Source organism: Cohnella xylanilytica (assembly GCF_014212175.1).
Lineage (GTDB): Bacteria > Bacillota > Bacilli > Paenibacillales > Paenibacillaceae > Cohnella > Cohnella xylanilytica.
The window spans coordinates 38,337-59,993 of sequence record NZ_JACJVR010000031.1 but is presented as its reverse complement, the minus strand read 5'-3'; the positions used below and the strand labels follow the sequence as shown (position 1 = coordinate 59,993).

Sequence of the window (21,657 nt, the reverse complement as noted above, 5' to 3'; positions counted from 1 at the left end):
AAAGACGGAACGGCAGGCCGGCCTGCTCGTTCCGTCTTCGATGTATATGAACTCGCGTCCCCGGAGGGGCCGCAAGCGATTGGCGATCGGCTCTTACTTGTCGAAGCCGTTCCAGAAGGTGACGTCTTCGATCGGAAGACGCGCCGTCAGCCGTCCCGGCGTAGCCGCCTTGCCCACGGCGATGAGCATGACCGGCACCAGGTTGGACGGGATCTTGAATTCCTCGATCAGTTTCGCGGGGTTGAAGCCGCCCATCGGCACGGTGTCGTAGCCTCTCGCCTTGGCGCCCAGCATGATTTGCATGCTGACCAGCCCGCCGTCGATCTGAACGATGCTCTTCAGCTTCTCGGGCGGCAAGCTGGAGTACAGCCGCAGGCTGTTCTCCGTGAACTGCTTCGCGAAGTCTTCCGGCATATAGCCGGCTTGGACGGCGATGTCGTTAATGCGGCCGATCTCCTTGTACCCGTCCAGATCTCCCAGAACGACGATCGTGGCCGCGGCTTCGACGACTTGGTTCTGGTTGTTCGCAATCGGAAGCAGCTTCTGCTTCGCCGCTTCGTCGTCAATGACGAGGAACCTCCAGGACTGCGTGTTGCTGCTCGATGGAGCCAGCGAGGCTTCCGCCAGAAGCTCCGTCAGCTCCTCCTTAGAGATCTTGACGGAAGAATCGTAATGACGAACGGAATGACGTTCGCGAACGACGGTGCCGTATTCCTTCGTTTGAATCGATGCGGTTGACATGGTTTCTCGCCCTCCAATAATTTGGCTTGCATAATCTGTAGATTAAAATAGCACAGTATAAGCTAGAACTCTGGATGATCATTCACGCAGCATCATTCTCACAGAATCGTTTCGCAACTAACTGTGCGATGATAAGCACAGTATAAAACCGAAGATCGTCGCTGTCAACATCGGGCGGCGCCCATACGGGGAGCCGCGGCGAATTTAGCTTGCCCGCGGCTTGGGGCGTTCATTCCGTCATTCCGATGTCGTCCAGCATGACCTTGCCTTCTTCCCCGTCGCCGCCGAATTCGAACGTCGCCCGGACGATCCGGCCGGGCTCCAAGCCGGGCTCCGCCTTCCGGAAGAGGCTCAGCGGAATTTCGTAGGTCTGGAAGGCCGGTTCGATCTCTTCCTTGAACTTCCCGTCCTCCAGCGTCTCTTCGAGCCAGCCGAGCCAAGTGAACGTCGTCCGAGGCGCGGGCACGACGGGCATCACCTCGCTGAGAGGAACGCGGGCCGTTCGGCCGCCGGCATCCTCGAGGACGACGGCAACCCGGGGCGCGGCTTCCTCGTCTTCCTCCCGGCTCTCGAGCTCCCAGCTCAAGTCCGCCATGGAGAACGCCAGAACCCCCTCGCTTCCGGCAGGGTCCGACTCCGTTCGGGGCACCGGGAACGCCGCGGAAGTCCGCAGCGAATACGAGCCGCCCGCCTTCCCCCACCGCAGGACGACGCCGCGGTTGCCCTTGCCCCTCCGCTCCCGGTCGAGCGCTTCTTCGTTCGCCCATTCGGCCATCCCTGCGGCTTCGGCCGTTATGGAGGGGGAGACGATCGACGGGTCGTCCGTCCCTTCCTCGTACCTCGCAATCGGAAGGAACCTCGCGCTCTCGAACCGGCCGTAATACCGTCCGTCCGGCAAGAAGCCGAGCCCGGCCCGGTAATCGCGGAACAGCGTCTTATAAGCCTGACGGTCGCGGAGAGTCGCTTCGAGGAACGCCGACACGTACGCTTTGGCGATCTGCCGCTGCTCCTCGCCGCTCAGCCCCGGCTTCTTCAGGAACAGCCCCGTCGGAAGCGCTTCGTCCCGGTCCCCCCAGTCCGTATTGAACTGGCCGTGGTTGGCTTCGGCGATGTAGAGCGAGGCCTTGAAGCCCGCCGCGGAAGACGGGAAGGACGTCCGCGCGTACTGCCGCTCCCCGTCGAAGGTGCTGACGTCCGCGTCGCTGGCTCCTTGAAGCGTCAGGTAGGAGACGTCCCGCAGCGAGGCCCTCTTGTTGTCGACGGCGGTATCGGTCGGAGCGATCGCGATGACCGCCCGAATCTTGTAGGCGCTCCTGTCCGGAAGCCCTTCGTCCGCCGCGAACCACTCGTCGGGGTCCGCCGCCATGGCGACCGCCTGCCCGCCTCTGGAATGGCCGAGCAAGGCGACGCGGCCGAAGTCGATCCGGCCGTAGAACGGGGTCGAGGCGTCCTCGGCATACTCCCGAATCTGCCCGATATGCTTCAGCAGCATCCATGCCCGGACCTTCATGTCCTGGTCCGGGATACCCGACCAGACCGAATAGTTGAGGAAGTTCTCGTCCACGGAGACGGCGGCATACCCCCGGCTGGCCAGCAATTCTCCCAGGTAGTCGTAGCCTTCGTCCGAGAAGTCCTCCATCAGGTGGTTGCCGTGCACCATGAGCGCGAGAGGGAACGGCCCGTCGCCTTCGGGCATCCAGACGCGGCCGTTCACCGGGAGCTCCTTCTCGTCGAAGCCCCAGAACTTATCCCGCAGCCAGGGCCAATCGTCTCCGTCGATATAAGCCGACCCGTCGACGGGGGAAGAGAGCAGACTCGCGTCTTCCCCGAATTCGTCCCGGTGACGGTCGTCCCCGCTTCCGTACGTGAACGTCCGGTAAGCATACGGCCCCGGCGCGGACGGATCGGGCGCGTTCAGCGTCTCCGCGGGCGGCGGATAGGAGCCGCCGTCCGCGGCGGCCTCGTCGGCGTCCGAACCGGCGTCGCCCCAGGCCGGAATCGCCGCTCCCCAATCGCCGCCGAACGCGAAGAAGAGCGCCCCCGCGACACCTAAGGCGCCCAAGGCCGCCCCTATCTTCGGCCGCCGGCCGAATCTTTTACCCGCCCAGATCCCGATGAGCAAACCCGCGGCCGCACCGATGCCTAGGTAGAGCAGGGAGAAGAGGGCCGCGAACAGAAAGTCCATCTCTCCGAAGAACAAGATCAAAGTGAGCAGCACCGCGGAGTAAGCCGCGACGCCGGTGAAGACCGGACGGACCGGCGCGTCCAGCAGCCGGAACAGCCACATCAGCAGCCGGCAGGAGAGGAACATGCCGGCGGCATTGAGCAGGACGGCGGCGGAGACGTCGAACGCCGCCCCGAAGCCGGTCGGGGCGCCGAGGATGCCGACGCCCGCCCCGGCCGTGCAGGCCGCCGCCATGCCCGCGGCCGCCGCTCTCCACAGCCCTTCGTCCGCCCGGTATCGGACGGGAACCCGGGCGGGCCGGCCGAAGCGTCTCCATTCTCGTCTAGGAATCGGTACGATATTCATTCTTCTGCGCCTCGAAACTTAGAATCTCTATTACTAGGTATGATAGACCCCTCCGCGGACGCGCGCCACCGCCAATATCCGGTTCGCTTACCTTCCGCTCTCCTTGCCCGCGGCAGCCCGGAACTGCTCCGGCGTCATGCCGGCCGTCTTGGCGAACGCCCGGTGGAATTGGCTGACGCTCGCGAAGCCCGCCTGGAGGGCGACGTCCGTCACCGTCATCCGGGTATGGAGCAGCAGGCCCTTGGCCGCCTCGACGCGAATCCGAAGCACGTATTGATACGGGGACGTTCCCGTATGGGCCTTGAAGGAGCGAATGAAGTGGAACCGGCTCTGCATCGCGATCGCCGCCAGCTCGTCGACGCCGAGAGGCTCTGCGTAATGCTCCCGGATATAGGAGAGCACGCGGGCGAGCGGACGGTCCGCGGAAGCGACCTCCGCCCAGATCGGCGCTTGCGCGCCGGGAGAGGAGTGGCTCCCTTCCAGATGGCGGTATAGGAAAAAAAGGATCTTCGACTCGATCTCTTCCGTCGCGAGCCGATCGATCCTCTCGCCGGCGAGCAGGCTGCCGTACCAGCTTCGGAACCCTTCCAGCGCCAGGGCGGGGTCGATCTGCTGGCGGAACGCGGGCTCCGCCGGCCCTCGGGCGCTCAGCATGTCCATGCCCGCGCGGTCGACCTGCAGAATCATGACGCCGGAATCGGCTCCCAGGTAGAAGGAGTGCCGGTCCTGCGGATATTGGACGAGGCATTCCCCCGAGGACAAGTCGTACGTGCGGTTTTCCTGGGTAAAAAAGCACTTGCCGTACAGCGGAATCGTGATCTGGAATTGATCCTCGTGCAAGTGCGGCGTATTGGCGAACTCTTCCTCGATTCTCCACGCCATGATGCGGGGCGTCTTGACGGTCAGCTGCATCGTTCATCACCTGTGCCCCATTATATCAAAAGTTGCTAGACACCATCGCAATTATCCCGGCGACGGGGAACCCCGACATTCCTTAGGATAGAGAAAAATAAGAAAAGGGTGACCCTTATGCCGCAAACCTCCGCCGTTACGCCGACTTCCGCGGCGGCGAATCCCGCCTACGCCATGCTTCTCGGCGTCAGCGCGGCGCACCTGCTGAACGACGCCATGCAGTCCGTCGTTCCGGCCGTATTTCCGCTTTTCCGCGAGTCCATGAACCTCAGCTTCGCCGAGATCGGCTGGGTGGCGTTCGCGCTGAACGTGACCGCCTCCATCCTGCAGCCGTTCATCGGCGCGTACACCGACCGCCGCCCCCTGCCGATTCTGCTGCCGATGGGGATGGCGTTCACGCTGCTCGGGATGATCGGCCTGGCGCTGGCCCCCTCGCTCGCGTGGCTGCTGCTGTCGGCCGTCCTGATCGGCGTCGGCTCCTCGGTGCTTCACCCCGAATCGTCGCGGGTCGCCCACCTGGCCGCAGGCAAGAGCAAAGGCTTCGCCCAATCCGTGTTCCAGGTCGGCGGCAACACCGGCCAAGCGATCGCGCCTCTGCTGGTGGCCTTCGTCGTGACTCCGCTCGGGCAGAAGAGCTTCCTCTGGTTCACGATTCTGGCCGTCATCGGCATCGTCGTGCAGACGTATATCAGCCGATGGTATGCCAAGCAGACGGCGGAACGCCCGCGGGTTCGCAAGGCCGCTCCCGCGGCGGCTTCGGATTCGGCGTTGGCGTCGGCGGCCCAGGAGCGGCCGTTCGGCAAGGGCTTCGTCGCCTTCGCTCTCGGCATCCTTATCCTCATGCTGTTCTCCAAGTTCGTCTACTTGGCCGGGATGACGGGTTACTATTCGTTCTACTATATGGAACGCTACGGCCTGTCGCTGGAGAGAGCCCAGATCTGCCTGTTCGCGCTTCAGTTCGCCGGGATGGCCGGCACCTTCGCGGGCGGACCGCTGGCAGACCGGTTCGGGCGCAAGAAGATCATCTGGTTCTCGATCTTCGGGACGGCTCCGTTCTCGCTGCTGCTGCCGTTCGCCGGTCCGGGATGGGCGGTGCCGATCTGCCTCGCCATCGGCTTCATCCTCATGTCGGGCTTCTCCGTCATTATCGTGTACGCGCAGGAGCTGCTTCCCGGCCACGTCGGGACGGTCGCGGGCCTGTTCTTCGGCCTCTCGTTCGGGCTCGGCGGCCTCGGCTCGGTCGTGCTGGGCAAGCTGATGGACACGGTCGGCGTCGCTTCCATGATCCAAGTGTGCGCGCTGCTGCCCTTGCTCGGAGTCTTCGCGCTGTTCCTGCCGAAGGACTCGACCCTCATGCGAGGCGCCCGCGCGGCGGCTTGACGGAGCGACGGTCCGGCTGGGCTGGACATCGTCGGGGATGCCGCTAGCTGAGAGCGCCCCCGGCCGGGTCCCCGCCCTGCCGCCGCAACGAATAAAGCCAGTTCCGCTCGCCGCTTCTAGCGCGAGGGAACTGGCTTTGCTTTTCCTGCCGCCGATCAATACGGGTAATCGTCCTGCGACTGCCTGCGGGCCGCCTGCTTCTCGCTCATGCGCCGCAGCACCTCGTCGATCTCGTCCGGGTAGACGAGCTCGACCGGCGAGATGCCCTTCTCGAACTGGAACGAGTCGCCTTCGATCAGGACGACGTAACGGCCGTTCATCCGGGCGAAGTGGATGCGTTCCCCGTAATCGGTCATCTTGCCCTTGACGGCGACGTCGTCCAGCTTGAACTTCAGGTCCAGATCCGGCTGGAACTCCGCCAGATGCGCGGTCGCCTCCACGACGTCCTGGTGCGTCCACTTCTCCTGCAGCTGCCGCTTCTCGGACGCCGCCCACACCTCGATCTGCGACTCCTCCCGCTGCCTCTCCGGGCTCCAGCCCGGCGAAGCGGCCGGCCTCGGGGCGGCCGGCTCGTCGTACGGATAGGGCTCCGCAGCGGGCAGCGCTTCCTCCGCTTCGTACGCCGGAGCCGGCACGGCAGCAGCAGCCGCCGCGCCGCCGCCCGTCCACTTCGTGTCCAAATACTGCTGGACGAGCCCCAGAACCTGATCGGTCACGATCTCCGGCTTCGACTTCTCGTAGGAGACGAACTTGAGGAAGTCCTCGAAGTAGCGCGCGTGCGACGCCTGGTGGATCTTGAGCTCGTACGGCTCCAGAATGCCTTCCTCGGGCATGTGCGGGTACTGGATCGACTTGATGTTGCGCGCGCTGATCGCCATCTCGACCTTCGAGATCAGGCTGCGCTCGTCGGACACGCGGGCGATCTTCGATTCGAAGTCGCACTTGAGCACGAACACGAACGGATCGTCGAACAGCTCGTTCAGCTTGGCCAGCGCGACGATGAACGCTCCTCCCCGCACCGCGCTCGTGTTCATGTAGAGCCGCAGCATGTCGTCGCATCCCGCGTGGAACTTCTCCTTGTCGGTTGCGAGCCGCAGCTTCTGGAACAGGTTATAGTTCGGGTTGCTGTCCAGCTCGTGCCCGGGCTCGAGCATGAACCGGCCGATCTTCGTCGGAGCGCTGTCCGACTCCGAATGGACTTCGGCCTTCCGCTTGCCGATCCGGGTGAATTCGCTGTCGAGGAACGACTTGATCTCGCTGTCCTCGTAGCCGAAGTGATCCAGCGTCTGATAGTGTTTGTACCGCTTGACCGGATCCTGCTCCTGGCTATCGTTATTGATGACGAAAAAAGATAGGAATTGGATGGTGAATCGCATGGCCGCTCCTTCTGGAATCTGATCGATGAATGCCGCTGCTGTTTTCGAATCTCGTATTGTTCATCATACCATCGCCTTCGCGCCGCGTACAACGACTCTCTCCCCGCCCCGGGTCCGGCGCGGGCCCGGCCCGGGTCGCCTCCGAAACCCAACTCCGGACGATGTCGCCGAGAACCGCCGGCTGATAGGATGGAGCTACCAACGAACGAAGAGGCGATACGATGAGAACGACCGTCTTCCAGAGATCCCCTTGGGCCGCCCTCAGCCTGCTGCTGTCGGTCCCGCTGCTCAGCCTGATCTACGTGTACGTGAACCGGCTGGACCTGCCCGCCTATAGCCTGGAGACCGATCTGGACCGACAAATCCCGTTCGTGAAAATATTCGTGCTCCCCTATCTAGGCTGGTTCGCCTTCTTGCTCGCCGGCTTCGTCTATCTCGCGTTCAAAAACCGCGCTATCTATCTTAGAACGCTGCTTCGCTTCAACGCCGGGCTGCTCGTCTGCTATGCGGTCTATCTGGGCTATCAGACGACCGTCGCCCGCCCCGAGGTCGCCGACGTCTCCTGGCTCGACCATCTCGTGCTGCTCGTCTATAACGGCGACGAGCCCGTCAATTGCTTCCCGAGCACGCACGTCCTGACGTCCTATTGCCTGCTTAGGGCGTTCCGCGAGACTCCCGGAGCCGGCCGTCCGATCCGCCTAGCCGTGACGGGAATGTCGGTACTGATCATCTTGTCCACGCTTTTCGTCAAGCAGCACGTCCTGCTCGACGCGGTCGGCGCGATCGCCGTCGTCGAAGGCGTCTACTTCGCCGCGGACCGCCTCGCCGCCCTGCGGGCCAAGCGCAACGCAGCCTCTCCGGGCGATCCGGCCTTTCGCCCAATGCCCGACTCCCTCTGACGGGGAAGGAGAAGCCAACCGCGCGGCCCTGAACGCAGACAAGCGAAGCCCCGCCGCGCGGGGCTTCGCTTGTCCGATCGTATCCTACGCGCCCGGAAGCTCTACGGCTCCGAACGTTCGGCGAGCTTCTGCTGCGCGAGCTTGATCATCTCCCGCACCATCGCGCCGCCGATCTTGCCCCCGACGTGGCCGACCGACTCCGTCGACAGCTGGCCGTTGCCTTCCGGCTGCAGCGGCACGCCCAGCGATTCGGCGACCTCGTACTTCACGTCGTCCGGCCGGTTCGGATCGACCTGGTAGCCTTCGCGCCGCATCACTTCCGCCTTGAACGCGTTCAGCCCCGCCTCCGCGCCCGGCACGACCAGCCGTCTCCGCCCTCTTCTCGCCATTGCCTATCCGCCCTTTCTCGCCCCGACTATCCGGAGATTCGCATGAATGGTCTCGCTTCTCCAGATCGTTCCCCGGAGCTCCCCCGGTTATTCGCGCCAAGTCGCGTTCGAAGATTCGGCCCCGCGCGAAGCCTTCACCCCTTCAGGAACCGAAGCCGGAACTCCCGGGGCGTCATCCGCTCGCGCTTCCCGAAGCAGGCCGTGAAGTAGGCGGCCTGGCGGAAGCCGGTCTCGAGGGCGATCTGCGCGACCGACAGGTCGGTCTGAAGCAGCAGCCGCTTCGCCTGCTCCAGCCGGCAGCGGATCAGGTACTCCATCGGCGAGCAGCCAAACTGCTTCCGCATGCGCCGGGCGATATAGACGGGGTGGAAGTTCAGCGCCTCCGCCAGATCCTTGGAAGAGATCGGCTCCCGGTACCTCGAGCGCAAGTACGACGCGGCCCGGTCGGCGATCTCTTCCCCGGGGCGGGACCGCTCCGCCCGCATGGATTCCGCCAGCAGCATTAACGCCTGCTGGAACAGGGCCTGCTGCTCCCACCGCACCGAATCCATATGGGAGTTGCGGTCGAGGTCGATCAGCCGCTGGAGCGCCTCGTACATCTTGGCGGGATGAAGCAGCCTCGCGAACTGCGGCAGCTCGATGCCGAACGTCGGCTTGCGGAACCAGCCTGCGGCCGCCTCGTCTTCCTTTTCCCCGCCTCCGGACTCAAGCCGCTCTTCCTCCATCGTCCCGTTCTCTTCCTCTTCTTCCGGATCTCCCGCCCGCCAAGCGCCTCCCGCCTGGAAATGCAGCCAATACGAAGCGGTCGTCTCCCGGCAGCCCTCCGTCGGATAATGATGCAGGTCCGGCCGCAGGACGAGCGCGTGACCTTCCGATACCTCGTAGCGCCGTTCCTCCTCGCCGATGTACAAGCACCCTTGCTTCACGACGATCAGGTCGAATTCCCCGACCGCCCATCTCTCCGGATGCTTGCGCCCCGGCCCGGCGAGGCTGAAGCCGCTGTTGATGAAGTACGGAAGCGGAAGCGCCTCGAAGCGAAGAACGGACATGCGAACGACCTCCCATCAAGTTGCGATCCTGATAGCAATGGTTCAACGGATGTAACTTTACCGCCAGTATAACACCTATAATCGGAACTGTGTAACCGCAGCCAAGCGCTTAACTTCCATTCGCTCGCCCATTCGAACGAAGGTTTCATTCGCGACATTCAATCCCATAACCGAAGGAGAGATTCCCATGACGGCTTCGACCTCGTACGACTCGTTCAAGCTGGCCGTATATTGCACGGCGGGCTGCCTGAACGAAAGCTTCGACCGGCTGGAGGAGGAACTGGCTTTTTTCCGCAAGCATCTGAAGCTGTCCAAAGTGTACATCGAGAACCACCGCGGCGACGTCTGCCTGAGCCGGGAGAGGCTGCTTGCGCTGAAGGCGTTCTTCGAGGAGAGGGGCATCGAGACCGCGGGAGGCATCACGCCGACGCTCGGCGACTCGTACCGTCCCGGCTACGAGAGGCTGTTCGGCGGCATCTGCTACACGGACGAGGCGTCGCGCGCCAAGTTCCGGGAGGCGGTCGAGACCGCGGCTTCCGTGTTCGACGAGGTGATCTTCGACGACTTCTTCTTCACGAACTGCGGGTGCGACGACTGTCTGGCCCGCAAGGGCGACCGGAGCTGGGAGGAGTTCCGTCTCGAGCTGATGGCCGAGGTGTCGGAGAACCTCATTATGAAGCCGGCCCGGGCGGTCAACCCGAACTCGCGCATGGTCATCAAGTATCCGAACTGGAACGAAGCGTACCAGGCGTCCGGCTACAACACCGAGAAGCAGCCCGGGATCTTCGACTCTCTGTATACGGGAACCGAGACCCGCGACCCCGCGATCAGCCAGCAGCACATTCCGCGTTACGCCTCCTACTCGCTGCTCCGCTGGATGGACAACTTGGCTCCCGGGCGCAACGGCGGCGCCTGGTTCGACAACCTCGACTGCACCTATCTCGATTATTACCTGGAGCAGGCGAATCTCAGCGTGTTCGGCCGGGCCAAGGAGCTTACGCTGTTCTGCTACTCGCTGCTCAAGGACAGCGCGCACGTTCCGGCGCTCGGCTTCCAGCTCGGCAAGCTGGACGAAGTCGCGGCGGCGCTCGGCCGGCCGGTCGGCGCCTGGGTGTACGAGCCGCACCACGCCCGGGGAGAAGACCATCTGTACGATTATTTGGGCATGCTCGGCATCTCCTTCGAGCTGACGCCGCATTTTCCGACGGATACCTCCGCCCCTCTTCTTATCACGAAGAACGCGGCCCGGGACGAAGCCGTCATCGGGAAAATGAAAGAGTACCTGCGGTCCGGCGGCCGGATCGTCATGACGAGCGGGTTCGTCGAGGAGATGGCCGGACGCGGAGCCGAGGAATTCACCACGCTTCGTCCGACCGGCAAGAAGCTGGAAGTCGGGCAGTTCGCGATCGACACGAACAGCTGTACGTTTAACGAATTTTCGTTCTCCGCCGAGCCGGTCTCGTTCCCGGTTCTCGACTACAGCACGAACGGCACGTGGCAGACGGTCGTCGCGCTGCGCGGGCACAACAATATTCCGGTACTGATGTACGACAATTATGGCAAAGGAAAAATTCATACGCTCGTCATTCCCGACGATTACGCCGACCTGTGGAAGCTGCCCGAGAACGTCGTCACGCGCATCCGCAAGACGCTGTCTCCCGCCGCGCTTCCGTTCGCGATCGAAGGTCCCGGCCAGGCGGGGCTGTTCCCTTCCGACAACGGAGCGTTCGTTCTGGAGAACTTCGCCCCGATCCCGCAGCGCTGGAGAATCTCCGTGCCGGAAGGCCGGGAGCTCCGCGCGCCGGATGGCGGCGCCCCGTCCGGCGCGGTCCGGGTCGGGACGGCCGCGGACGGCTCCGCCGTCTACGAGGTCCGGCTGTCTCCGTCTCGCTTCGCGGCGTACGCGGTCCGTTAATAACGGCTTCCGAATTCGGTTCGAACCCCGGCGGCGATCCCTCGAGGACGCCGGCCGGGGTTCGCTTCTTCGGCCCGCGTCGTCCCGGCGCGTCCCGACCGCCGGGAATCCGGCCGGGAAGTTGCGAACGAAGCGCTTCGCGGGGTTTACGGCCTTCTCGCCCCCTTGCTATACTCGGCATGAAGATTATTCTATTCTAGCCGGGAGGTGCGTCGGGAAGTGGCCAGAGCGACCCGAATCGCGGCAGCCCTCGTCTGCCTCGTCGGAATCATCCTGTTCGCGTACGCGGTTCCGACCTTCTACGTTCAATTGCGCGACCACTGCATCGGGCAAGCCTGTCCCGCTTTTTACGACACGCCTCCGACCGCCGAATGGCTCGCCGCCCGCGGATGGACCTCCGCCTGGTTCGCCGCGGCTTATACGGCTGTCTATACTCTGTTCGGCCTCGTCTATATCGGAGCCGGCGTCCTTATCCTCAGCAAGAAGGCATCGGGTTTGACCGGCCAAGTGGCCGCCGTCGCGCTCGTGAACGTCGGGCTCTCGTTCGGCTCGCTCGGACAAGGTTTAAGCGTCGCGCGCCCGGAGTTGGCCGTTCCGCTCCAACTTCTCGAAGGGCTGGGCTTCTGCGCTCTCTATACGTTGTTCTTCATCTTCCCGAGCGGCCGGTTCGCCCCTCGCTGGACCCTCTACCTATGGCTCGCCATTCTCGTTCCCGGCGTCGTCCGAACCGCGTTCCCCGAATGGATTCCCGTACCTCTCTATCAAGGGTGGTCCATCTTCTGGATGGCGTCCCTCCTGTTCGTTCAAATCTATCGTTACCGCAAAATCATGAACCCCGTCGAGAAGCAGCAGACCAAGTGGGCGGTGTTCGGCATGGCCTCGGCCATGGCCGGCCTGTTCAGCATCACGCTCCTGTTCCTGTTCGCGAATTCCGTCCTGCAGCGCAGTCCGCTTCTTCTCTTCGCGGCCGACGGCGTGCTGGAGCTCAGCATGATGCTGATGCCCGTCGCGCTCGCGTTCGCGCTGCTCAAGCGCCGCCTGTGGGACATCGATCCGATCGTCAACCGGACCGTCGTCTACGGCGCTCTCAGCTTGTTCGTGGTCGCCGCTTACGTGCTGATCGTCTGGTATCTGGGCATGATTCTCCGGACTTCCTCGACGTGGTTCGGCTCCATCGTCGCCGCCGGCGTCGTCGCCGTGCTGTTCGCGCCTCTGAAAAATGGGCTTCAGCGGAAGGTGAACCGGCTGATGTACGGGGAGAACGACGACCCCTTGTCCGTCCTGACCCGGCTCGGCCGAAGCCTGGAGAACCCTCTCTCCCCCGCCGACGCTCTGGATGTCGTCGTCCGCACGTTGAAGGACGCGCTGCGCGTTCCGTACGCGGGGCTTCGGCTGCATCGGAACGGCGCCTCCTTTATGGCGGCGGAGATCGGCGGACGTTCGGAGGAGACGTGGACGTTCCCTCTCGTCCATCGGGGCGAAGCCGTCGGCGAGCTGCTCGTCGCCGCGAGGTCGCCCGGGGAGGCGTTCACCCCGTCGGACCGCCGGTTCCTCGACGTGCTGGCCCGCCACGCGGGGGCCGTCGTGCAGAGCGCCCAAGCGACGCTCGACCTGCGGCAGAGCAACGAGGAGCTCCGCGATTCGCGGGAACGGCTCGTTCTCGCGCGGGAAGAGGAGCGGCGCCGGCTGCGGCGCAACCTGCACGACGATCTCGCGCCGAGGCTGGCCGCCCTCGCGTTCACGGCGTCCGCCGGCGAGACGCTGCTCGAGTCGGACCCGGCCAAGACGAAGGCGATTCTCGCCGAGCTGCAGACGGTCATCCGGATGACCGTCACGGACATTCGCCGGCTCGTGCACGACTTGCGCCCGCCGGCGCTGGACGAGCTGGGCCTCGTCGGGGCGATCCGGGAGCGGATGAACGACCTGAACCGGCCCCTGCGTCCGGATTCGGCTTCGGGCGGCGGCGGCTCGCTCGTCTTCCATCTCGACGCGCCGGAGACGCTGCCTCCGCTGCCGGCGGCGGTCGAAGTCGCCGCGTTCCGCATCGTGACGGAAGCGATCGTTAACGTCGTGAAGCATGCGCGGGCGACGGAATGCCGCGTGCGCATCATGTGCCCCGCTTCCGGCGACGGGCTGGAGCTGGAGGTGACCGACGACGGCAAGGGCTCCGGCGGCGGGGCTGCCCGCGATCCGATCGGCGGCCCCGGCGGAATCGGGTTGCAATCGATGCGGGAGAGAGCCGAGGAGCTGGGCGGAAGTTGCCGGCTCGAGAGAAGGACGCCGGCCGGGTCGCGGCTGTGGGCGTATCTGCCGGTCGCGGAGCAAGGGGGCGAGAGCGCATGAGCAAGCTTCGGATCGCGATCGCGGACGACCATCCCTTGTTCCGGCACGGAGTCCGGACGCTGCTCGAGGCGACGCCGGACCTCGAGGTGATCGGCGAGGCGTCGAGCGGCGACGAGGCGGTCGCCTTGGCCGCGGCGGAGAAGCCCGACGTCATGCTGATGGATATCCGGATGCCGGGCGTCACCGGCATCGAGGCGACCCGGCGGATCGCGGCGGCCGATCCGTCGATCCGCATTCTCGTCCTGACGATGTTCCAGGACGACGCCTCGGTCTTCACCGCCATCCGCGGCGGCGCTTCCGGGTACGTGCTGAAGGACGCGGAGAGGGATGAGCTGCTGCGGGCGATCCGGGCCGTCGGCAACGGAGAGGCGATCTTCAGCCCGGGCATCGCTTCGCGGATGATCGAATACTTCGCCGCCGCGCGTCCGGCGGCGAAGGAGGAGACGTTCCCCGAGCTCGGGGCGCGGGAACGCGAGGTGCTGTACTTGATGACGGACGGCGCCGGCAACGACGAGATCGCCCGCAAGCTCGGCATCAGCGGCAAGACGGTGGCGAACTACGTCACGAACATCCTGAACAAGCTTCAAGTCCGGGACCGCCAGGAAGCGATGCGGCTTGCGCGGGAATCGCAATCCCCGCAGGAGGAGAAGCGAGGAGGCTCCTAGCTTCGATTCGGCAACGCCGATTTATCGGCGACATAATGGGCCGCGGGCTCCGTTAACGAAAGACAAGGCCGCGCCGTCCGATCCGCGATCTCGCGGATTGGGGGCGCGGCCTTCTTTTACGGCGCGAATCCTTAATGGGGTTGAACAATCGCTCTTGCGAGCGAAGATTCGATCTTGCAGGCGAGAATTACTTCTCGGATACGACCGTGAAGCGTTCGCGGATATGCTCCGCCTTCTCGATCTCGTCGACGATCGCGATGGCGTAATCCTCGTAGCTGACGTAGCTCTCGCCTTGCGAGTTGACGAGCAGATAGTCCTTGCCCTTCGTGTAAGAGCCGGTTCTCCGTCCCAGGGCGAACAGGGCCGACGGGCTGACGAACGTCCACTTCAGGCCGGTCGTCGCTTGCAGGTCCTCCAGGTTCTTGCCCTGGCTCGTGGCGAGCGGGCGGTAAGCCTCCGGGAACTCCGGCGTCGTGAACAGCTGCACTGTCTTGTCGGGGTCGACATAGAGGCTGCCTGCCCCGCCGACGACGATAAGACGGGTGTCGGAGCCCTGCAGCGCTTCGATCAGCCGCTTGCCGAAGGTGACGTTGTTCTCCGGATTCTCGAAGAATCCGATCGCGTTGACGACGACGTCGAACGCGGTCAGATCCTCGCGCGTCAGCTCGAACGCGTCTTTGGCGAGCACGCCCTTCGCTTCCGAAGGAGCCTTGGAGGCGTCCCGGACGACGGCCGTCACCTCATGCCCCCGGCTCGCCGCCTCCTTCACGATGTTGCTGCCCGCTTTGCCGTTGGCGCCGATTACCGCTATTTTCATCCTTGTTAGCCTCCCGAATGGATCAAATCGTAATGACTACCTGTAACTATATTAGTTACATGTTGGGCGTTTGTCAACCACTGTGGAGTTTGGACTTCCAACGCCCTTTTTATGCCGCATGACCGGACGGCGGCGAGAACACGGGGCTCCAGGCGGCGCGAGCTCGGGGCTCCCAAGGCCCTTTGCGCGCCTTGGGGCCGCCCGACGGGCTCGAGCCCATGGCCCATCCGCTCGCCAGCCGGGCGCCCCGCACCGCCCTCGGGCGCCCCGCCTCGCGCGGCCCTCTAACGGCTAACGGCGGCTCTGCCGGCCCACGAGCGCGAAGAACAGCAGCAGCGCCGCGACGTCGGCCGCCGCCATAATGATGCCCATCGGCAGCGCGGTCCCGCTGCCTCCGATGCCGACCAGCGGCATGACGAGGCCGCCGAAAATATAGGACATGACGCCGAGCAGCGCCGATGCGCTGCCGGCCGCCTGCCCTTGGTTGCGCATGGCGAGCGGGAACGAGGCCGTGCCGACCAGGCCGACGCACGAGACGACGACGAACAGCAGCGGCAGAATCGCCGCGAGCCCCGCCCCGGCCGCGATGACCGTGAGCAGCGACACGCCTCCCGCCGCGGCGGCGAGCAGCCCGGCGACGAGCAGCCGGCGCTCGCCGACGCGCCCGGCCAGCCGGCCCGCGAGCTGGCTGGCGAGAATGATGCCGAGTCCGTTCGCCGCGAAGATGAAGCTGAACGTCTGGGACGAGACGCCGAACAAGTCCTGCAGCACGAACGGCGAGCCCGAGATGTAGGCGAACATGGCGGCGCTGACGAAGCCCGAGGAGAGCGCGTAGCCCATGAACTCGCGGTCCCCGGCGATCCGGACCATCGCGCGGAGCGACGCTCCGAGCCCTCCCTTGGTCCGCTTGGCGGGAGGCAGCGTCTCCGGCAGGCCGAACAGGACGCCGAGCAGCGAGACAAGGCCGATCAAGCTCAGCACGAGGAACACGCCGCGCCAATCGGTCACGCGCAGCAGTTGCCCGCCGAGCACCGGCGCCGCGATCGGAGCCGCCCCGTTAACCAGCATGAGCAGCGAGAAGAACTTCGTCAGCTCGGTTCCCGAGTACATATCCCGGGCCACCGCCCGGGAGAGCACGATGCCCGCCGAGCCGGCCAGTCCTTGCAGGAAGCGAAGCCCGACGAACGACCAGATGGACGGGCTGAGCAGGCAGAGAAGCGAGACGACGGTATAGAGAATAAGCCCCGCCACGAGCGGCATCCGGCGTCCCCGGACGTCGCTGAGCGGCCCGACCAGAAGCTGGCCGAGCGCCAGGCCGACGAGGCAGGCCGTCAAGCTCAGCTGCGTGAGCGAAGTGCTCGCGTGCAGATCCTCTGCCACGCGCGTCAGAGCGGGCAAATACATATCGAGCGAGAAAGGGCCGAACGCCGACAGGACGCCGAGAATGGCCGCCGCCCCGAGGCGTCTTCCGCTTCTTGCGGCGGGTGCCGCGATGTTCTGATCCATGATGTTCAGCCTTTCTTCAACAAGTAAGAGATGACGTCTGCAAGAATTATAGGAACATTAGCGCCGGCGCGTCAATCGATACCCTATATCCCCTACGGCGGCACGAAGCCGGACAAGCGCGAATGCGCCTGCCCGGCCTCTTCTTCCCATCCTTTATCCGGTGCTCGTTCCGGCCCCGTATCCGGCCGTCGCGGGCACCCCATCCAACTCTCCGCCCAACCCTACCCGTCCGACCCTCTCCGGCCTGCTTCCACGCCCGCCAAGCCTCTTACTTGAAGAACGCCGGCAAATACCGCCTGTTCTTCTCCAGCATCTCACCGAGCAGCGTCTTGGCCACGCTGACAGAAGGTACGAGCGGGTGATGCGCCATCGCCTGCAGCGCCAGGTCCCGATCGCCCGAGATCGCGGCGGCGATCGTCAGTCTCTCGTACGTTTTGACCGCATGGATAAGTCCCTTCGCCTGCTCCGGCACCTTCGTGACCGGCAGCGGCAGCGGCCCTTGGCCGGTGACGACGCAGTTGACCTCGATGCTGGCGTCCGGCGGCAGGAAGTCCAGCGTGTTCCCGTTCGCGACGTTCAGCGTCTGGATGTCCCGCTTGTCGTTGTGAAGCGAGTCCATCAGGTTGACGGCCGCCTCGGAATAATACGCCCCGCCGCGCTTCTCCAGCTGCTTCGGCTTCTCCTGAAGGTTCGGGTCCTTGTACAGCTCGAACAGTTCGTCCTCGACCTTCTTGACCACTTCGGCCCTCGTCCCGTTCGTCTTCAGCGATTCGAGCTGTTCGGCCAGCATGGCGTCCGTCATGTAGAAATACTTCAAATAATAGGAAGGCAGTCCGCCGAGCGAACGGAGGAAGTCCGCATCCCACTCGGTAGCCGGCACGTTCTTGCCCGAATATTCCTCGCGGCGATCCAGAAGCTCCGGCAGCTTATCCTCTCCGTCCGCTTCGATGCGCGTCACCCAGTGAAGATGGTTGAGCCCGACGAACTCGGTGTACAGCCGCTCAGGCGGAACGCCGTACTTGCCGGTCAGCCACTTCTGCAGCCCGATCGGCGCGTTGCAGAGACCGATGCTCCGCACCTTCGAATGGCGCAGGATCGCCTCCGTCACCATGCCGGCCGGGTTCGTGAAGTTGAGCAGCCACGCCTTCGGGCTCAGCTCCTCGATGTCCCTGCAAATATCGAGCAGCACCGGAATCGTTCGGAGCGCCTTCATCATGCCCCCGGGGCCCGTCGTCTCCTGGCCGATGACGCCGTGCTGGTTCGGGATGTGCTCGTCCCACTTGCGCGCCTCGAGCAGGCCGACCCGCATCTGGGTCGAGACGAAGTCCGCCCCTTCGATCGCCCGGCGGCGGTCCGTCGTCAGATGCACCTCGATCGGCAGCCCCGAGCGGTCCACCATGCGTTGCGCGAGCGCCCCGACGATGTCGAGCTTATGCTTGCCCTCTTCGATGTCGACGAGCCACAGCTCCCGGATCGGCAGCGATTCGTATTTGCGGATGAAGCCCTCGACGATCTCGGGCGTATAGGATGAGCCTCCGCCGATGACGGCGATTTTGAGTCCTTTGCTGAGGCCTTGGGGTTGGGTCATGGGTGAACACATCCTGTCTTATGGAATGAGGTGAAAATCGCGAATGCCCCGAAGACGCTCGTACAGCGCCTCCGGCAAATCCCGGCCCGACGCTTCGCAGGCCGACCAGACCGCTCCGACGACCGGCTCGACGCCCAGCCTGACGATGGAAGCCCGCGGCGCCGCGCCGGCGACGATCTCCCGGATCGGGTCGATGACGTAATCGCCCTCGCCCCGCATCAGCACGCTTCCCGCCAGCACGACGTCGAACTCTTCGCCGCCCAGGTCCAGCTTGCGGATAACGGCTCGGGCCTGCTTGCCCAGCTCGGTCCCTTGATAACGCAGAATGCCGATCGCGGTCGGGTCCCCGAGCTTGGCGGCTTCGAACAGAAGCTTGGCCGTATCGATCGGGGGCGTCTTCCAATGGTCGAGATAATCGTCGTACATCTCCTGCACCGTGCCGTACCCGAGATGCGCGAGCACGAGCTCCGTCAGCAGCGTCGGCTCTTCCCGGCCGTCCCAGGCGCGGATGACCGCGCGGAACGCCTCGACGGACAGCGAGCCGCCGCCTCCGAAGTCTCCGTATTGATAGGTGAAGCCGCCGCATTGGAACGTCGTTCCGTCCAGGCCGCGGCCGGCGCTGTTCGAACCGCTCCCGCAGATGAGCACGACGCCGTAAGGCCGGGTCGTGCCGGCCCGCAGCCCGATCATCGTATCGCAGACGATGTCGTGCCGCGGCAGACCGAGTTCCCCGATCATCGGCCGCAGAATGCGGAAGTCGGCCTCGCGGTCCGCTCCGGCGAGTCCGAAGCAAGCCCGCTCGATGTCGTCCGGCCCGAGCCCCGCCTGCGCGAGCGCATGGTCCACCGCTTCCCCGATATGGCGCCTCGCGTGCTCGGCCCCCGTCTGATGGTTGCCGCTGCCGCTGGCGCCTTTGCCCACGACGTTGCCTTGCTCGTCGGCGATCAGCGCGTACGTCTTGCTGCCTCCGCCGTCCACTCCCAGATAATATCTCATCTCGTTATTCCTACCTCACAGTTCTCTATCGGCTGTTCGCTTGGGCGGTGCCGTCGATTCCCGGACGATCAGCTCCGGGTCGAGCTGCACGGTGACGTTCCTTCGGGACGTTCCTTCGATCCACTTCAACAGCAGGTCGACGCCGTGCCTGCCGATCTGCTCGGCCGGCTGGCGCATCGTCGTCAGCCCGGGGCGGAATTCCGACGCGATGATCTGGTCGTCGAAGCCGACGACGGAGACGTCCGACGGCACGCGGATTCCTTCGTTCTTAAGCGCGTCGACGAAGCCCAGGGCGATGTAATCGTCCGCCGCGAATACCGCGGTCGGCAGCTCGCCCGCTTCGATCCAGCTCTTCGCGATCCGGTAGCCGCAGGAGATCTGGAACTCTCCCGGCTCGATCCGGAACGGCTCCAAGCCGGCTTCCGCTAGCGCGTCGCGGAACCCGCGCTCGCGCTCCTTGCTGCTGAGGAACCAGTCCGGCCCGGCGATGTGCGCAATCTTCTTATGTCCGAGCCCGATCAGATGCTTCGCCGCCTCGTAGCCTCCCTTGTAGTTGTCCACGATGACGGACGGGGCTTGGGAAGCGCGAAGTTGGTTGTCGAGCATGACGAACGGGATCTTCTTCTTTTTGAGCTCCATCACGTATTCTTCTTCCTGAATGGGCGACAGCAGGATGACGCCGTCCACCCGGTCCTCCTGGAACAACGTTCGGTGGAACGTCTCCCCGTAGTCCGCGATCGACAGCGCCAGGAAGTAGCCCCGCTCCGCGAGACGGTCCCCGACCTCCTTGACGACGGCGTCGAACAGCGAGTCGTTCAGCGTCGTCAGCGTCAGCCCGATGATGCCGGTGCGCCCCTTGGCCAGGCTCCGCGCGGCGGCGTTCGGCTGGTAATCCAGCTCCTTCATCGCCTGAAGCACCTTCTCCCGGTTCTTCTCGCGAACCGAGGAAGCGTTGTTCAGCACCCGCGACACCGTCACGACGGACAGCCCCGCCTTCTTCGCCACGTCGAATATGCTAACTTTCATTAGTGAACAGCTCCCGAATCGAACAGGTTTTACCTTAAAAGTACCATACGCCGCCCGGTCGCAAAAGGAGCAAAACAAGAGGACATCAAGGAGGGGCTCGAGCCGATCGGCGGCTCTCCCCTCCCGTGACCGCCTTTATTCGTTGACGCGCTGGAGCAGCTTCTTCAGCTTCTCCTCGATGACCGGAAGAACCTCTTCGGCCTTCTTGTCGCCGTTCTCCACGGGAGCCAGCTCGTTGATGAACAGCTCGTTGATCTGCGAATAGTTCGAGATCAGGTGGTTGTACGATTCGAAGCCGTATTTGAAGGCCCCTTCGTACACTTGCTTGATCTGCTCCGGATCGATGCCTTCGAAGTTGGAGTAGTACTTCTCGGCCGCCTTCTGGTTGACCGGAGGATTGCCTCCCGACAGCTCGATCGACTTCTCCTGCACCTCCGTGGTGATCAAGTACTTGATCCACTCGAGCGCTTCCTTCGGATGCTTCGAATCCTTCAAGACGAACAGCGGGTCGACGTACAGCACGCTGCGCACCTTCTCGTTCGGCCCTTGCGGCACGGCGGCGACGCCTACGTTGAAGCTGAAGTCCTTCGCGGACGCGAGGCTCCAGGAGCCGACGACGGACATCCCGATCTTGCCGGAGAGGAACGGGTCCCCGAATTGGCCGGACACCGACTTGGAGAACGCCGCGGTCGGCGACACCTTCTGATCCCAGATCAGGCCGTAAATCTTCTTGTACGCGTCGATCGTTTCCGGCTTGCTCAGGTTGATCTCCGTCGGCTTGCCGCCGTTCGTCCACGTGTCCTCCGAGTAGACGTTCGCGCCGAAGTATTGCGGCCGCTGGTCCCGCTCGCCCCAGCCGAAGTCGACGCCGTACTGCGCCTCCGCCAGATTGGTGGAATCGACCGTCATCTTCTTGGCGTAATCCACCATTTTGTCGAAGGTCCAGCTCTTGTCCTCGTAATCGGTGGGCGGGTATTCCAGCTTGGCCTTGTCGAACAGGTCCTTGTTGTAGAGCATGACGGTGACGTAGCTGTTCAGCGGAATGCCGTACGTCTTGCCGTCGACCTTGTAGATGTCCATGACGCTGTCCGGGATGTTGTAATCCGACGCCTTGAAGCCGCCCTCTTCCAGATACGGGGTCAAATCCATGAGCATGCCCTTGTTGTAGTACTCCATGAAGCCGCCGTAGCCCCAATGGGACGTGACGTCCGGCGCGTTCTTCGCCGCGATCGCGGACTGCAGCTTCGAATCGAACTGCTCGTACGGCGCCTTCGTCACCTTGACCTTGATGTTCGGATGCGCCTTCTCGAAGTCCGGGATCAGCTTCTCGACAAACGTCCGGTCCGGCGAATCGATCGTGTAGTGCGTGATCGTGACCTTCTCTCCCCCGCTTCCGCCGCCCCCTCCGGAGCACCCCGTCGCCGTCATCGCCGTCAATACGGCCGCGCCGAGCGGAACCGTCGCCCACTTGCCTTTGCCGCGCATGACACTCCTCCTCTTCTTCGTTCAAGGATTTATCCAGGTC

At 64.2% G+C, this 21,657-nt stretch carries 17 protein-coding genes; 5 read left to right on the top strand and 12 right to left on the bottom strand.

Translation table 11 applies throughout. From position 1 onward, the window contains the following. Positions 1–93 precede the first annotated feature (93 nt). The 3 genes from H7B90_RS08890 to H7B90_RS08880 all read right to left on the bottom strand — a co-directional run bounded on the left by H7B90_RS08890 (position 94) and on the right by H7B90_RS08880 (position 4,183). On the bottom strand, positions 94–741 hold the full coding sequence (locus H7B90_RS08890) for a nitroreductase family protein (protein ID WP_185135507.1): 648 nt from the start codon (positions 739–741) through the stop codon (positions 94–96). A gap of 229 nt (positions 742–970) precedes the next feature. After that, on the bottom strand, positions 971–3,271 hold the full coding sequence (locus tag H7B90_RS08885; protein ID WP_185135506.1) for an alpha/beta hydrolase: 2,301 nt from the start codon (positions 3,269–3,271) through the stop codon (positions 971–973). Between the two features lie 87 nt (positions 3,272–3,358). Then, positions 3,359–4,183, bottom strand: coding sequence for a helix-turn-helix domain-containing protein (locus H7B90_RS08880; protein ID WP_185135505.1), 825 nt, complete (start codon positions 4,181–4,183; stop codon positions 3,359–3,361). 117 nt (positions 4,184–4,300) lie between these two features. Between H7B90_RS08880 and H7B90_RS08875 the strand changes: the two genes are divergently transcribed. Beyond that, entirely contained in the window at positions 4,301–5,563 is a 1,263-nt protein-coding gene (locus tag H7B90_RS08875) for an MFS transporter (protein ID WP_185135504.1), read from the top strand. Positions 5,564–5,718: 155 nt separating this feature from the next. On the opposite strand, the gene H7B90_RS08870 is transcribed toward H7B90_RS08875, so the two are convergent. After that, a complete protein-coding gene (locus H7B90_RS08870) occupies positions 5,719–6,939 on the bottom strand; it encodes a DUF3900 domain-containing protein (RefSeq protein ID WP_185135503.1) in 1,221 nt (406 codons plus the stop codon). A gap of 221 nt (positions 6,940–7,160) precedes the next feature. Here H7B90_RS08870 and H7B90_RS08865 point away from each other — a divergent pair, with 221 nt between their 5' ends. Continuing rightward, entirely contained in the window at positions 7,161–7,838 is a 678-nt protein-coding gene (locus H7B90_RS08865) for a phosphatase PAP2 family protein (protein WP_185135502.1), read from the top strand. Positions 7,839–7,939: 101 nt separating this feature from the next. Here the strand turns inward: H7B90_RS08865 and H7B90_RS08860 are convergent, their stop codons facing one another. Both H7B90_RS08860 and H7B90_RS08855 read right to left on the bottom strand, forming a co-directional pair. Next, positions 7,940–8,227 carry an alpha/beta-type small acid-soluble spore protein gene (locus tag H7B90_RS08860; protein ID WP_185135501.1) on the bottom strand — a complete coding sequence of 96 codons (288 nt, stop codon included), beginning with the start codon at positions 8,225–8,227 and terminating at the stop codon, positions 7,940–7,942. Between the two features lie 134 nt (positions 8,228–8,361). Next, a complete protein-coding gene (locus H7B90_RS08855) occupies positions 8,362–9,276 on the bottom strand; it encodes a helix-turn-helix transcriptional regulator (RefSeq protein WP_185135500.1) in 915 nt (304 codons plus the stop codon). Between the two features lie 187 nt (positions 9,277–9,463). On the opposite strand from H7B90_RS08855, the gene H7B90_RS08850 reads away from it, so the two are divergent. The 3 genes from H7B90_RS08850 (at position 9,464) to H7B90_RS08840 (ending at position 14,199) form a co-directional block, all read left to right on the top strand. After that, on the top strand, positions 9,464–11,191 hold the full coding sequence (locus H7B90_RS08850; RefSeq protein WP_185135499.1) for a permease: 1,728 nt from the start codon (positions 9,464–9,466) through the stop codon (positions 11,189–11,191). 219 nt (positions 11,192–11,410) lie between these two features. After that, positions 11,411–13,534, top strand: a complete 2,124-nt coding sequence (locus H7B90_RS33355) for a GAF domain-containing sensor histidine kinase (protein ID WP_185135498.1) — start codon at positions 11,411–11,413, stop codon at positions 13,532–13,534. Beyond that, positions 13,531–14,199 (top strand): response regulator transcription factor, encoded by a 669-nt coding sequence (locus H7B90_RS08840; protein ID WP_185135497.1) that lies wholly within the window; start codon positions 13,531–13,533, stop codon positions 14,197–14,199. Before H7B90_RS33355 ends, H7B90_RS08840 begins: the two co-directional genes overlap by 4 nt. A gap of 187 nt (positions 14,200–14,386) precedes the next feature. Here H7B90_RS08840 and H7B90_RS08835 read toward each other — a convergent pair whose 3' ends face one another. From H7B90_RS08835 to H7B90_RS08810, 6 genes are all read right to left on the bottom strand, one after another. Continuing rightward, complete coding sequence (locus H7B90_RS08835; protein ID WP_185135496.1) at positions 14,387–15,016, bottom strand: NAD(P)-dependent oxidoreductase; 630 nt, start codon at positions 15,014–15,016, stop codon at positions 14,387–14,389. Positions 15,017–15,307: 291 nt separating this feature from the next. Beyond that, positions 15,308–16,522 (bottom strand): multidrug effflux MFS transporter, encoded by a 1,215-nt coding sequence (locus H7B90_RS08830; RefSeq protein ID WP_185135495.1) that lies wholly within the window; start codon positions 16,520–16,522, stop codon positions 15,308–15,310. 268 nt (positions 16,523–16,790) lie between these two features. After that, a complete protein-coding gene (locus H7B90_RS08825) occupies positions 16,791–18,110 on the bottom strand; it encodes a 6-phospho-beta-glucosidase (RefSeq protein WP_185135494.1) in 1,320 nt (439 codons plus the stop codon). 18 nt (positions 18,111–18,128) lie between these two features. Beyond that, entirely contained in the window at positions 18,129–19,106 is a 978-nt protein-coding gene (locus H7B90_RS08820; protein ID WP_185135493.1) for an N-acetylglucosamine kinase, read from the bottom strand. A gap of 15 nt (positions 19,107–19,121) precedes the next feature. Continuing rightward, complete coding sequence (locus H7B90_RS08815) at positions 19,122–20,132, bottom strand: LacI family DNA-binding transcriptional regulator (protein WP_185135492.1); 1,011 nt, start codon at positions 20,130–20,132, stop codon at positions 19,122–19,124. 135 nt (positions 20,133–20,267) lie between these two features. Beyond that, complete coding sequence (locus H7B90_RS08810; protein ID WP_185135491.1) at positions 20,268–21,617, bottom strand: ABC transporter substrate-binding protein; 1,350 nt, start codon at positions 21,615–21,617, stop codon at positions 20,268–20,270. Positions 21,618–21,657: the final 40 nt, after the last annotated feature.

Excerpts from the sequence above, each read along its gene's own strand:
- H7B90_RS08890 (WP_185135507.1), bottom strand. The coding sequence starts at position 741 with ATGTCAACCGCATCGATTCAAACGAAGGAATACGGCACCGTCGTTCGC.
- H7B90_RS08840 (WP_185135497.1), top strand. The coding sequence starts at position 13,531 with ATGAGCAAGCTTCGGATCGCGATCGCGGACGACCATCCCTTGTTCCGG.
- H7B90_RS08810 (WP_185135491.1), bottom strand. The coding sequence starts at position 21,617 with ATGCGCGGCAAAGGCAAGTGGGCGACGGTTCCGCTCGGCGCGGCCGTA.
- H7B90_RS08880 (WP_185135505.1), bottom strand. The coding sequence starts at position 4,183 with ATGCAGCTGACCGTCAAGACGCCCCGCATCATGGCGTGGAGAATCGAG.
- H7B90_RS08875 (WP_185135504.1), top strand. The coding sequence starts at position 4,301 with ATGCCGCAAACCTCCGCCGTTACGCCGACTTCCGCGGCGGCGAATCCC.
- H7B90_RS08835 (WP_185135496.1), bottom strand. The coding sequence starts at position 15,016 with ATGAAAATAGCGGTAATCGGCGCCAACGGCAAAGCGGGCAGCAACATC.
- H7B90_RS08830 (WP_185135495.1), bottom strand. The coding sequence starts at position 16,522 with ATGGATCAGAACATCGCGGCACCCGCCGCAAGAAGCGGAAGACGCCTC.
- H7B90_RS08815 (WP_185135492.1), bottom strand. The coding sequence starts at position 20,132 with ATGAAAGTTAGCATATTCGACGTGGCGAAGAAGGCGGGGCTGTCCGTC.
- H7B90_RS08825 (WP_185135494.1), bottom strand. The coding sequence starts at position 18,110 with ATGACCCAACCCCAAGGCCTCAGCAAAGGACTCAAAATCGCCGTCATC.
- H7B90_RS08860 (WP_185135501.1), bottom strand. The coding sequence starts at position 8,227 with ATGGCGAGAAGAGGGCGGAGACGGCTGGTCGTGCCGGGCGCGGAGGCG.
- H7B90_RS08850 (WP_185135499.1), top strand. The coding sequence starts at position 9,464 with ATGACGGCTTCGACCTCGTACGACTCGTTCAAGCTGGCCGTATATTGC.
- H7B90_RS08865 (WP_185135502.1), top strand. The coding sequence starts at position 7,161 with ATGAGAACGACCGTCTTCCAGAGATCCCCTTGGGCCGCCCTCAGCCTG.
- H7B90_RS08820 (WP_185135493.1), bottom strand. The coding sequence starts at position 19,106 with ATGAGATATTATCTGGGAGTGGACGGCGGAGGCAGCAAGACGTACGCG.
- H7B90_RS08885 (WP_185135506.1), bottom strand. The coding sequence starts at position 3,271 with ATGAATATCGTACCGATTCCTAGACGAGAATGGAGACGCTTCGGCCGG.
- H7B90_RS08855 (WP_185135500.1), bottom strand. The coding sequence starts at position 9,276 with ATGTCCGTTCTTCGCTTCGAGGCGCTTCCGCTTCCGTACTTCATCAAC.
- H7B90_RS08870 (WP_185135503.1), bottom strand. The coding sequence starts at position 6,939 with ATGCGATTCACCATCCAATTCCTATCTTTTTTCGTCATCAATAACGAT.